The sequence below is a fragment of the Nocardioides pantholopis genome, from assembly GCF_003710085.1.
Classification (GTDB): domain Bacteria; phylum Actinomycetota; class Actinomycetes; order Propionibacteriales; family Nocardioidaceae; genus Nocardioides; species Nocardioides pantholopis.
In genome coordinates this window covers 359,437-371,766 of sequence record NZ_CP033324.1, presented here as the reverse complement: position 1 = coordinate 371,766, position 12,330 = coordinate 359,437, and the positions used below count along the sequence as shown (strand labels likewise).

General features: G+C 75.5%; 7 protein-coding genes. 2 read left to right on the top strand and 5 right to left on the bottom strand.

What is annotated here, in order from left to right:
• Positions 1-79: 79 nt before the first annotated feature.
• Positions 80-2,833 (bottom strand): hypothetical protein, encoded by a 2,754-nt coding sequence (locus tag EBO35_RS01685; RefSeq protein WP_122816189.1) that lies wholly within the window; start codon positions 2,831-2,833, stop codon positions 80-82.
• 183 nt (positions 2,834-3,016) lie between these two features.
• Between EBO35_RS01685 and EBO35_RS01680 the strand changes: the two genes are divergently transcribed.
• A complete protein-coding gene (locus tag EBO35_RS01680) occupies positions 3,017-3,634 on the top strand; it encodes a sulfotransferase family 2 domain-containing protein (protein ID WP_122816188.1) in 618 nt (205 codons plus the stop codon).
• On the opposite strand, the gene EBO35_RS01675 is transcribed toward EBO35_RS01680, so the two are convergent.
• The gene (locus EBO35_RS01675; RefSeq protein WP_122816187.1) at positions 3,612-4,922 is read right to left on the bottom strand and encodes a hypothetical protein; all 1,311 of its coding nucleotides are present in this window, start codon (positions 4,920-4,922) and stop codon (positions 3,612-3,614) included. The genes EBO35_RS01680 and EBO35_RS01675 overlap by 23 nt on opposite strands.
• Positions 4,919-5,359: a hypothetical protein gene (locus EBO35_RS01670; protein WP_122816186.1), complete on the bottom strand. Its 441-nt coding sequence runs from the start codon at positions 5,357-5,359 to the stop codon at positions 4,919-4,921. Before EBO35_RS01670 ends, EBO35_RS01675 begins: the two co-directional genes overlap by 4 nt.
• A gap of 122 nt (positions 5,360-5,481) precedes the next feature.
• Between EBO35_RS01670 and EBO35_RS01665 the strand changes: the two genes are divergently transcribed.
• Positions 5,482-6,894, top strand: a complete 1,413-nt coding sequence (locus tag EBO35_RS01665) for a bifunctional cytidylyltransferase/SDR family oxidoreductase (RefSeq protein WP_122819207.1) — start codon at positions 5,482-5,484, stop codon at positions 6,892-6,894.
• Positions 6,895-6,915: 21 nt separating this feature from the next.
• Here EBO35_RS01665 and EBO35_RS01660 read toward each other — a convergent pair whose 3' ends face one another.
• Together EBO35_RS01660 and EBO35_RS01655 are read right to left on the bottom strand one after the other, a co-directional pair.
• On the bottom strand, positions 6,916-10,509 hold the full coding sequence (locus EBO35_RS01660) for a bifunctional glycosyltransferase/CDP-glycerol:glycerophosphate glycerophosphotransferase (protein WP_122816185.1): 3,594 nt from the start codon (positions 10,507-10,509) through the stop codon (positions 6,916-6,918).
• 55 nt (positions 10,510-10,564) lie between these two features.
• A complete protein-coding gene (locus EBO35_RS01655) occupies positions 10,565-12,325 on the bottom strand; it encodes a glycosyltransferase 61 family protein (RefSeq protein ID WP_164477758.1) in 1,761 nt (586 codons plus the stop codon).
• Positions 12,326-12,330: the final 5 nt, after the last annotated feature.

Genomic DNA, 12,330 nt, shown 5'->3' with positions numbered 1-12,330 from the left:
CCCAGGTCGGCGGTGGACCGTTCACCGGCAGCGTACGCCGCCCGCAATGCGGGGGAAACACGCCGGCAGGTGCCGAGGGTCACACCTGCGCGGCGGCCTCGACCGGCGGCTCCCCCGCCCGGGCCCGGAGCCGGGCGGCGTGCTCGCGCCACAGCGCGCCGTACGGCGCCAGCGGCGAGGCCCACGGCGCGAGCCCGCCGGCGTACTGCACGATCCCGGCCGGGTCCGGGCCCAGCCGGTCCAGGGCGGGGCGCAGGCTCCACCGCGGCGCCAGCTCCGCCCACGCGGGCCCGACGTACGCGGTGAGCGCCTCCTGGTCGTCGAGGCGGTAGCCGCGGGCCAGCGCCACCAGCTCCGCGGCGGCGCCGTCGGCGCGCATCCGGGCCAGGTCCCACACCGCGACGCCGGCGTCGGGCGCTGTGAAGTCGAACCGGTGCCGGACCCCCATCGTGCGGCGCAGGTCCGCGGCGAGCTCGGCCGACAGCGCGTTGCCGGCCCGGCGCCACAGCTCCGCGCCGGTGGTGGCGCTGCCGCGGGCCGCCAGCGGCCGGCCGCCGAGGTCGGTGGCCGCCAGCTCCGCCACGTCCGCGAGGACCAGGGCGCCCGCGTCCAGGCAGACCAGCCGGTCGACGTCCCCGAGCAGCTCGGGCAGCAGCAGCCGGTCGGCGGTCGCGACCCCGTGCCGCCGGGCCGGCCGCGCCCGGCGGGTGCCGCGGTCCACGCTGCCGCAGCCCAGGAACGTGACAGGCAGCCCGGGGAACGCGGCGGCGAACCACTCCTCGTACGCCGGGGTGGTGCCGCGGGCGGTGACCCACAGCCGCAGCGGACCGAACGCGTGCGCCAGCATCGTCTCGACGGTCACCGGCAGCACCGCCAGGGTCGCGGCGTCCACGCTGGTCGCGACGTCGGTCCCCGCGTCGTGTCCCGTGTCGACAGCCGGCCCGTGGCTGCGGCTCTCCGCGCGGACCCGGGCCAGGACGCCGGGCAGGTCGACGGCGGGCAGCGGGACCCGCGGGTCCGGGTCGGCGTGGCGGCGGCGGGCCTGGTCCACCAGCGGCGCGGTGCGCTCGCGCCAGCACGCGTAGACGGCGTCGCGGTCGGCGCCGGCCAGGACCTGCGCCCAGACCTCGGCGAGCAGCGAGCGGATCCCGTCGCGCATCTCCTCGAACGCCGGGGCGCCGGGCCGCATCCCCAGCAGCCCGTCGAACCGGACGTCGCCGACCCGGGTGGGCCGGAAGTCGACCTCCAGGCCGAGCGAGGTCGCCGGGAGGTAGGAGTGCAGCCGGCTGGTCACGACCCGGGCGAAGCGGTCCCGGTAGCCCTCCAGCAGCTCGACGGCCGCCCGGACCCCCTCGGCCAGGCCGGCGGCCCGGAACCGCTGCCCGCCGTGGTGCAGGACCTCGACGGGCCCGTCGATCTCGCCCAGCACCGAGTCGGGCAGGTCGACCACGCCGGTGACCCGGTCCCCGCGCGCGTCCGGGGGCCCCGGGAACACCGCGTCGACGGTCGTGGTCAGGCAGCCGGTGAAGAACGCGTCCACGCCGGCCGAGAGCAGCAGGTCGACGGTCGTCCAGTCGCGGCAGCCCACCGGGCCGTGGGCCCGCAGGTAGGCCAGCGTCGGCTCGTCGAGGACCTCGAGCTTGTTGACGTGGAAGGAGACGAAGATCGGGTTGATGCCGGGGTGGTAGGGCAGGCCGCGGTACTGCTCGAAGGCCGCGTGCAGGTGCCACCCGAACGCGATCGTCCAGGTGTCGGGCGGGATCGGGTCACCGACGCTGAAGTCGCGACTGACCGGCACCAGGTGGACGTCGCGGTCGCCGCCCGGCAGATGCAGGTCGGGCCGGACCCGTCGCTGCACCTCGGTCGCGACCTCGCCCAGCCCGGCGTCGCCGGTGAACCGGCTGCCGCGGAAGCGGGCCAGGTTGCCGAGCATGGCCAGGGTCTGGACGTAGTCGCCGACGTTGCGCGAGGAGCGGTCCAGGTCGGGCTGGTGGTAGTCGATGACGCCGACGCTGACCGCGCCCGCCGGCGCCGGCCGGGCCGGGGCCGGGTGGGTCCACCGGCGCAGGTTCTCCAGCAGGTCCCGGCCGGGGGCGGAGAGCTCGGCGCCGCGGTCCGCGGCCCGCCCGGCGAGGTCCCGCGCCTGCGCGGCGTACCCGGCGACGAGGAGGCGGCCGGCGAGCTGGACCAGGACGTCGGCCTCGGCGCCGGGGTCGTCGGCGGCGAGCAGAGCCACGGCGACGGCGCGCCCGGCGGCGGCCTCGCTGCCGTCCGCCACAGCGGCCGCGACGGCCTCGACGGGGGCGGACTCCGCCAGGATCCGGTCCGGCACCGCGGCGAGCTCGGCCCAGCACAGGTCGAGGCGGCCGGCGGCCAGGGCCAGCACCAGGCCGCTGGCCAGGTGCCCGACCTGGGCGTCCAGCTCCGGGTCGGCGTCGCGCACCCGCTCGGCGCCGAGGGCGAACGCGCGGGCGTCGTCCGGGAGGCCGTGGCGGCACAGCTCACGGATCGTCGCGGCCCGGGCCCGGTGCTCGGGGGCACCGAGGGCCAGGAGCTCGGCGTGGGTGGCGAGTGCCTGGCTGCGCCGGGCACTGGCCACCATCGCGTCGACCCGCTGCCGGTCGAAGCGCAGCCCGGTCCAGGTCTCCGGCAGCGCGTCCTCCCCGAGCAGGGTCCGCCCGAGCCGCCAGTGCGCGCGGGCGAACGCCGGATCCGCGACGGGGTCGGAGGTGGGCCGGGGCGCGGCCGGCGCGGAGCCACGGATCCGGGCGCGGACCAGGCGCGCGGCCCGCAGCAGGGCCGGCGCGGGGCTGGGACGGGGGGACTCGGGCATGACGACCTCACCGGACGCGGGAACAGCCTCGCAAGTTACCGGACCCGGTCCGCCCGCGGTGCAGGGCGGCCCCGCCGGGCGCGGCCCCGGCCCCGTGGCTGACTGCAGGACGCCGGTCGCGCGACGGTAGGGTCTGCCGCGTCCGCCCGTGAGACGAGAGCGAGCCCACCACCCGTGCCAGTCATGCTCCACGACGAGACCGAGCGCGCCGTCCTCTTCGTGCACGTCCCCAAGACGGGCGGGTCCACCATGGAGAGGCTGTTTACGGCCTCCGGGTGGCGGATGGTGGGACGCGAGACCAACCGGACCCATCCGCGGATCTTCCCGCTGCGCCGGGTCTCCCCGCAGCACCAGCACGCCGCGCTGCTGCGCGAGCTGTTCCGGCTGGACCGGTTCGAGCTGGCGTTCCTGATCAGCCGGGACCCGATCGCCCGGTTCCGCTCGGAGTGGGCGATGCGGCACACCAGCGTGACCGACCCGACGCCCGAGCAGGTCGAGGAGTGGGCCGACCGGTTCTTCGCCCGGTACGCCGAGGACCCCTACGTGCTCGACAACCACCTGCGCCCCCAGCACGAGTTCCTGACCCCGGGCGCGGCGGTGTTCCGGCTCGAGGACGGCATGGACGCGATCGTCGCCGACCTCAACGAGCGGCACCGGCTCGGGCTGCGCACCGAGGTGCCGCACGCGCTGGACAGCAGCAAGCGGGGCATCTCCAGCTCCGCGGTCCCGGTCTCGGCGGCCCTCGAGGACCGGCTGCGCGAGTTCTACGCCGAGGACTTCAGGACCTTCGGGTACGCCTGAGCCGCGGCGCGCGGCGTACCGCCCGGGCAGCGATCCGGCGGGCCACCTCGGCCAGCAGCGCCGGGCGGGAGACCTCGTCGACGCGCCGGGCGCGCTCGACCTGCGCGGTCAGCTCCGCGACCCGCCGGCGCAGTGCCTCGGGGTCGGACCCCCAGGCCCGCATGCCGCGCTCCTCGCGGACCCGGACCTCCAGCGGCCCGGGGGTGCGGGTGGGCGGCGGCGGCACGCCGGGGGTGCGCACCACCGCGACCAGCAGCCCGGCCAGGAACCGGGTCCAGACCTCCTGCGGCACCGGCACGTCGGCGGTGTTGTCGCCGACGCCGCGGGCCAGGGTCGGGTCGCCGAGCCGGTCCAGGTCGCCCACGACGCGGACCCCGCTGGCGCGGATCCCGCCGGCCATCTCGGCTCCGAGCTCGGCGGCCCGGTCCACTGCCCACTGCGGCGTCAGCAGCCGCTCCTCGGCCGGGTCCGGCACCCGCTCCAGCAGGAACCGGATCGCGCCGAAGCGCAGGTAGCGGGTGTAGTCGGCGGCGCTCCACCCGTGCTCGAGGAAGCGCCGGTTGAAGGCACGCAGCATCGAGACCTCGGCCAGGGTCAGCGACCGGTTCTCGGCGGCCGCCTCGGCGACGAGGGTGCCGTCGGCGAGGCCGGTCAGGTCCTCGAACGCGCGCAGCAGCATCCGGCGGTCGGACTCGTCGACGACGATCGCGGTCACCCGGTCGGCGCCGATCGCCTCCGCCCAGGTCTGCACCAGGCGGTCGTGGCGGTGCCGCTTCCAGAACGACGGCGTCACGCCCGGGTTCTCCGGGGAGTTCAGCACCCGGTCCAGCCACCCGGCGTAGTCCAAGGCGTCGTCGTAGCCCAGCAGCGGCCGGTTCTGCATGTACTGCTGCCACTGGCTGGCGAGGATCCGGAAGACCGGACGCAGCGTGACGACCACGTGGGTGCGCTCGGGGCCGAGGTCGTCGAGGATCCGACGGACCCGCTCCGGGGAGGCCTCCGAGAAGAACTCGCTGCTCAGCACCACCACCCGCGCCGGGCTGGCGTGCACCTCGTCGACCAGCTCGCGCCAGCGACGCATCCCGGAGTCGGCGTGCTCGACGGCGAAGGACTGGCCAGAGGCGACAGCCATCGCCTCGACCATCGGCTGCGTCGACGCCCCGGCGTACTCGACGCCCTGGGCGGCGAGCGCGGGCCGGTTCTCGTGGAAGGCCATCTGCACAGCTGTGGTGCCGGTCTTGTGCGGGCCGATGTGCAGCAGCACGGTCCCGTCCGGGAGCGCGCTCACCTCCGGCGCCCCTGTGCTCGACCGCTCAGTGCACGACGCAGCAGGGCGCGGACCGACTGGTTCGCGACCGCCTGCGGGTCCGCCCGGCGCTGCGCCAGCTCGCCCTCGAGGACCGCGAGCCGGGCCAGCAGCTCCCGGGTCCGGGTGCGGGCGGGGTCGGCGGCCTCCTCGGGCGGCGCCTCGAGCCCGCCGACGGCCGTGACTGCCGACTCCAGCAGCGCGATGCCCAGCTCGCCGGCCCGCTCGGCGTCCAGAGTGCCGGCGACCGCGCCGCTGCGCGCCCCGGGGCTCTCGACCAGGCCGGTGACGATCCGCTCCGCGAGCTCGGGGTCCTGCACGCCGCGGGGCCGCAGCACCGCTACCTCGGCGGTCACCAGTCGGCGCAGGTCCTCCGCCGATCCGTCGGTCGCCGGCTCGGAGCTCGCGGTCGGTGGCACGGCGGCATGCTAGCCGAGGCGCCGGATCCGGCTCGGGCTGCCGTGTGCCAAACTGCCTGCTCACTCGCAGGCGAGAGAACGAGGGGTCATCGAAGGTGTCGGGTCCGAGAAAGAACGTGGCCGTGCTGCTCGCAGGAGGGGTCGGCGTACGGGTCGGGCTCGACGTGCCGAAGCAGCTGGTCAAGATCGCCGGGCGCCCGATCATGGAGCACACCCTGGCCATCCTCGACGCCCACCCGGACGTCGACGAGGTGCTGGTGCTGATGGCGCCGGGGCACCTCGACCCGGTCCGGGCGATGGTCCGCAACGGCGGCTACGAGAAGGTCACCGCGATCCTCGAGGGTGCCGAGACCCGCAACGAGACGACCCGCCGGGCGCTGGACGCGCTGGGCGAGGACGACTGCAACGTGCTGCTGCACGACGCGGTCCGCCCGCTGCTGAGCCCCCGGATCATCAGCGACTGCTTCGCGGCGCTGCAGACCTACGCGGCCGTCGACGTCGCGATCCCGTCCGCCGACACGATCATCGAGGTCGGCCCCGAGAACACGATCCGCGACATCCCGCCCCGGGCGTCGCTGCGCCGCGGCCAGACCCCGCAGGGCTTCCGCGCCTCGGTGCTCAAGGACGCCTACGCCACTGCGGCGCAGGACCCGAACTTCGAGGCCACCGACGACTGCACGGTCGTGCTGCGCTACCGCCCCGACGTCCCGATCTGGGTCGTGCCGGGCGACGAGCGGAACATGAAGGTCACCGAGCCGATCGACCTCTACCTCGCCGACAAGCTCTTCCAGCTGACCCAGACCGACCTGCCGCCCACCCGCGAGCCCGAGGCGTACCGCGAGGCGCTGGCCGGCAAGGTCATGGTCGTCTTCGGCGGCAGCTACGGCATCGGCGCCGACATCGCGAAGCTCGGCGAGGAGTACGGCGCCACCGTCGTCACCTTCAGCCGGTCCACCACCGGCACCCACGTGCAGCGCCGCGAGGACCTCGCGAAGGCCGCCCGCGAGGTGATGGACGCCCACGGCCGGGTCGACTTCGTCGTCAACACCGCCGGGGTGCTGCCCCGGGGCAGCCTGCTGGAGACCAGCGACGAGACCATCTGGGCAGCGACCGAGATCAACTACATCGCCCCGATCCTGATCGCCCAGGAGTTCTTCCCGCTGCTCAAGGCGACCCGCGGCAGCCTGCTGCTGTTCACGTCGAGCTCCTACACCCGCGGGCGCAGCGGCTACAGCCTCTACTCCTCGGCGAAGGCCGCCACCGTCAACCTCACCCAGGCGCTCGCCGACGAGTGGGCCGGTGACCGGGTCCGGGTCAACTGCATCAACCCCGAGCGCACCGGCACCCCGATGCGGACCAAGGCGTTCGGCGAGGAGCCCGCGGGCTCGCTGCTGGAGTCCTCCGTGGTCGCCCGCGCCTCGCTGGACACGCTGCTCGCCGGCGGCACCGGTCACGTCATCGACCTGCGCCGCGAGGACCCCCTCGCCGCCGCCATGCACGAGACGGCGTACGACGACGAGGGCCCGCGGGGCTGACCGCCCGCACGGCCCGGGGCCTCAGCCCCAGAACGCCTCGACCACCCGCTGGGCGCTGTGGCCGTCCTGGAGGTAGTTGTAGGTGCTGTGGAACTCCTCCTGCGCCGCGGCGTACTCGCGCTCCAGCTGGGGCAGCCGGCGCAGCCGGTCGATGACCTCGTCGGCGGTGTCGACCAGCGGCCCGGGGGCGGAGTCCTCGAAGGGGTAGAGGAAGCCGCGCACCCCGCCGGTGTACGTCGCGAGGTCGGGCACCAGGAAGATCATCGGCCGCCGGGTCAGCGCGAAGTCGAAGCGCAGCGAGGAGTAGTCGAGGATCGCGGCGTCCGAGGCCAGGATCAGGTCGTTGATCTCGGGGTAGTCCGAGACGTCGACCATCCGGGCGGTGCCGGCGGCGCGCTGCTCGGGCCGCTGGTGGAAGCGGTGGCCGCGCATCAGCATCACGTAGTCGGGGCCGAGCTGGTTGCTGGCGGTCTCGACGTCGAGGTGGGCCACCAGCTCCGCGTTGCGCCAGGTGGTGGCGAGGTCGTCGCGCCACGTGGGCGCGTAGAGGACCGCCTTCTGCCCCGGGGCGATGCCGAGCCGGGCCCGCGCCTGCTCGCGCAGGGACGCGGCGTCCGGGCCGACCAGCGCGTCGTCGCGGGGGTAGCCGGAGCTGAGGATGGCGCCGTCGTAGCGGTACTCGCGGCGGTAGTACTCGTCCATCTCCGGTGCCGGGGTGAGGATCAGGTCCCAGTCGCGGGAGGTGCGGTCGAGCTCCAGCGCGACCCGCCGCGGCGTGTAGCCCTTGGCCTCCCACATCCGGATCCCCATCGACTTCGCCGGATACCCGTGGAAGGTCTGCAGGACCCGCTGCTCGGGCCGCTTCGCGAACCAGCGGTCGAAGTCGATGTTCAGGCACAGGTGGCCGGCGGTCGTCAGCACGTCGTACCACTCCGCCGAGTGCATCAGCACCGGCTCGGCACCCTCGGGCACCCACGAGGAGCTGTCGACGACCCCCCACCGCACCCGCAGCTCCGGGTGCCGGCGGCGCAGCTCGGCGTGGATCGCCAGCTGGCTGTCGGTGGCCGAGGCGCCCGAGTAGGACTGCAGGTAGACCAGCCCCGGGTCGACCGGCCGCTGGGTGGCCCGGGCCCGGCGCTGCAGCGTGCTCTGGGCGTAGAGGCCACGCTCGGCGTCGGTGAGGGCCGGCAGCAGCTGGACCCCGGCCTCGGTGCCGTTGCGCAGCGGCCGGAACCGGTGCCCGTGGGCCACCGTGAAGTCCAGGAGCCGGTCCACGAGGCCGGCGCCCACCAGCACCCGCGCGGACGGCGGCAGGGTCCCGTCGAGCTCGAAGAGGTAGCGGCCCCGGGGCAGTGGCCGCTCGCCGAGGCCCCACTGGTCCCAGGTGAGGGGTACGTCGGTCCGCACCGCACCGCCGGTGGCCGCCGTCCCGAGCTCGGCCACCTGGCGGGCGCCCATCCCGGCGAGCACCAGCCGGGCGTCCCGGGGCGGCGTGCCGAGCCAGCGGCCGGCGACCTCGAGCCGGCCGGGCTGGAGCGTGACGTCGTCGAGGAGCAGCGCGCCCTCGGCCTCCAGGACGTCGACGTCCCCGGTGCCGGAGCGGCTGAGCACGACCGAGCCCGCGCCGACGCCGAGCCAGGGCTCGTCGTCGGTCCACGCGACCGGCACCGGCCGGTTGCCCTCGGTGGTCGCCACGAGCTCCCACCGCACGTGGGTGCGGCCGGCCCAGGGCCGCGGCACCTCGAGGTCGAAGCGCAGCAGGTCGCCGTCGCGGGTCAGCGGCGCCCGACCGGTGATGCTGCCCATCTGCACCCGCAGCGTGCGCAGGTCGTCGCCGGCGTGGCGCAGCGCGCCGCGCACCCGGCGGCCGCTGACGCTGGCCTCGACCAGGCGCGGGCCGGGCACCGGGCGGACCTCGACGGCGAAGCCGGCGGCGTCGCTGCCGGCCGGGCCGACGCGCAGGTCGCCCTGCAGGCGGGGGGCCAGCAGCCCCGACCACACCATGCCGGCGGAGCCGCGGTCGTCGAGCCGGGTCACGCCGCCGCGGCGGGTCAGCCCGAGCGTGCGGACCTCGACGTCCAGGCGCCACCTGGCGACCGGGACCGTGGCGTCAGCAGGGCCGCGCAGCGCCGCCGCGGACTCCCGGGCCAGCTGGGCGGCGTCGACCTCGGCGACCAGCGCGCTGCGCGAGAAGTCCTGGTAGGCGCGCGCGTCGGCGGTCTGGTTCGCGGTGGGGTCGACGTACTGGCGCACCGGCAGCGGAATCCGGGCGCCGTGCGGCCCGACCAGCGCCACCGCGACCTCCGGGTGCTCGGTGAGGTCGACGTGGTCGACGTAGGCGAGCAGGTCCAGCTCGAGCCGGTCCCGGGCGGTCCAGCGCACCCCGCGCAGGTCCACGACCAGTGGCGTCTCGGTCTCGGTCATCAGGTAGCACTCGTCGGGCACCCCGACGGCGGCGTCGCCGCGGAAGGGCAGGTCGGCCACGACCGTCCCGTCCAGGACCAGGGTCGGCTGGCTGCCGCGCTCGAAGAGCCGGGCCACCACGAAGTCCTCCAGCTCGGCGCGCCGGTCGTGGCGCAGCAGCCAGAGCTTCACCCGGGACTGCGCCTGCAGCGAGGTCCAGGCGGACTCCCCCGCGGTCTTCAGCAGCAGCTCGACGTGCTCGCGCAGGCGCCGCCACTGGTCGTCGTCGGCGCGCTCGACGTCGTCGATGAACGGCTGGATCGCCGTGTCCAGGACGCCCCACAGCCACCAGTCCCGCACCGCGGGCAGGTCCAGCTCGGTCAGGTCGCGCCAGGTCTGCTCGTGGTCGGCCAGCCAGTCGTCGAGCTCGGCGAGCACGTCGGGCATCGACCCGACGCTGACCCCGTCGCGGCGGTTGGTCGGGACGTAGGTGTCCTCGGCGAGGAGGTCGAAGCGGCGGGACCGGGCGTAGGAGGCCAGCGCCACGTCGACGCCGCTGGCCCGGTCCGCGGTGAAGCGCAGGCCCGACTCGCGCCAGTGCGTCCGGCGGAACATCCGGTTGCCCAGGCCGAGGTCGGTGACGGCGACCGGCGTCGTGGCCAGGTCGGTGCCGAGCAGCTGGACCTGGTGGGCGGCGGCGAACGGCGAGTCCACGCGGGGCAGCACCCCCATCGGCATCCGCATCCGACCCACGGCGAAGTCCGAGCCGGAGGTCTCCAGCGCGTCCACGAGCCGGCCGATGCCGCGGATCGGGAGGTTGTCGCCACCGGCGACGAAGAGCAGGTAGCCGCCCCGCGCGGCGCGCGCCCCGGCGTTGCGGGCAGCGGCGGCGTCGGTGGCGTCCTCGCGGGCCACGATGACGCGCCAGTCGGCGTCGGCGTGCTCGCGCGCCAGTCGGCGTACCTCGGCGCACGGACCCCAGGGGTGCACCCGGATCTCGAGGTTGCGGTACAGCTGCTCGCGCAGGCTGTCCAGGCAGGGCCCGATCCGGGTCGTGTCGGCGTCGCTGACCGCGAGCACGACCGTGACCCGGGGCCCGGTCCACTCCGACCGGAACCGCCGACTGGCCCGCCCCAGCGGGCCGCGGATTCCTCGGGGCGTCGCGCTGCCGACCTTCCTGAGGGTGTCGGTCACTCGTTGCCGGGCGCGCACCAGGGATCTCCTTCCGGGGGGACGGCAGGCGATCGTAGCCCGCCTCGGACCCGACTCACGTGTCGAGGACGCGGCGCAGGAACTCGCCCTCGCGTGCGTCGTCGAACGTGAACCGGGCCTGCAGCTTGCGGCCGATCTCGGTCCCGTCGGGGCGGCGGAACTCCGGCCGGCACCAGGCGACGTTGACCTGGTGGCCCTGCACGGCGGCGATCATCGCCTCGTTCTGAGCGACGTAGGTCTCGGCGGAGACCAGGATGACCCGCTTCGGCTCGGGCACGAACGCCATCGTGAACATCGCGCTCCCGGCGAAGCCGGCCAGGTCGGTGGCGGAGCGGAACATCTGCACCTGCTCGGCCATCGGGAAGTCCTCGGGATAGACGATCTCGAAGCCGCGGGCGGCGAAGAACTCCTCGACCTGCGTGGTGTTGGTGGCCGAGCGCTTCTCGTGCCGCCGGCTGCAGAAGATCCGCTCGGGGTAGTCCCGCCGGGGGGCGTCGGCGGCCAGGTCGTCGCCGATGCGCCGGTAGACCTCGCGGATGCCGTCGTGGACGTAGGCGGGCTGGGAGAACATCGGGGTCGCGGCGACCAGGCGCTCGGGACGCACCGGGTGGTCGAAGAGCACCAGGTCCTCGCGCGCGACGCCGGCGGCCTCGTAGAGGCGGTACTCCCACTCGCCGATCGTGGTCCGGGCCTTGTTGACCAGCATCAGGGCCTTGAGGTCCGGATAGCGCGCCTTGGCCTCCTGCCACGCCCACAGCCGGGAGATCTGCTCGGTCATCGCGTGCCCGAAGTGGCCGCGGAACTCCGAGTCGAGGTGGAACCAGCTGCCCGGCAGGTCCTCGGGCGGGGTCGGCTTCTTCACGCGGGCGAACCGCGGGGCCACCTCGACGGTGAACCGGTTGCCGAGCCGGGGGCGGTAGTTGTGCCGGTAGGTCTCGGGCAGCAGCACCCGGTCCAGCGTGGCGACCTGACCGGTGGAGCAGGTCGCGCCGGCGTACTCGCGCAGCTGGAGCGGCGGCGCCTCGAAGTGGGTGCGGTACGCCGGAGCCGCCTCGGACTCCGAGAAGCGGACCGGGGCCGGGCTGTCCACGACCGATCCGGGCCGCTCCAGCAGCACCCGCCCGGCGCGCTCCCCCGTCCGCGCGAGGTAGTCGGCGACCTCCTCCTCGCGCAGCTTCGCCAGCCGCTGCGGTCCGCGGGTGCGCGCGGTCAGCACCAGGTGCCGGCCGCGCACGGCGACGGAGTCGACGAGCTCGGCCAGCCGGACGTCGTCGGCGCGGACGCCGGCGCCGGGGGCGAGCCCGGCGCGCAGCAGCGTCGCGCCGAGGTCGACCAGGGCCTGGGCGCCGGCCACCGCCGGCGAGCCGGCGTCCGCGTCGGTCCCGGCGTCGAGGACGACCAGCACCCCGCCGTCGGCGAGGTGGGGGAAGACCTCACGGACCCGCTCGGGGCGCCGCTCGTCGGCCTCGACGTCCCAGATCGCCTCGAGGGTGCCGGCGGCTGCCAGCGCGACGTGCGTCTCGGCCTCGCCGCGGGTGGGGTCCACGACCGTCAGCCGCGCCTGCGGCCACACCTCGCGCACCGCGGCGACGAGCGGGTGGTCCGCAGCGGCGCTGAGCACCGCCACGCCCGGGTCGGTGCGGCGGCCGGTGCGGCGCGCGAGCGGGCCCAGGGCGATCGCGGTGCTGCGGTCCTCGAGGTCCTGCACGCGGTCGGCGGCGGAGCGCGGGACGAGCCCGGTCACGGGCCGGGCGCCGGGCCCGACCAGCCGCCGCAACCGCCGCCCGAGGGCGACCGCCGGGTTTCCCTGGATCATCCTTG

Bases quoted from the DNA above. Each gene is read 5' to 3' on its own strand.
- EBO35_RS01680 (WP_122816188.1), top strand. From the start codon at position 3,017: ATGCTCCACGACGAGACCGAGCGCGCCGTCCTCTTCGTGCACGTCCCC.
- EBO35_RS01655 (WP_164477758.1), bottom strand. From the start codon at position 12,325: ATGATCCAGGGAAACCCGGCGGTCGCCCTCGGGCGGCGGTTGCGGCGG.
- EBO35_RS01685 (WP_122816189.1), bottom strand. From the start codon at position 2,833: ATGCCCGAGTCCCCCCGTCCCAGCCCCGCGCCGGCCCTGCTGCGGGCC.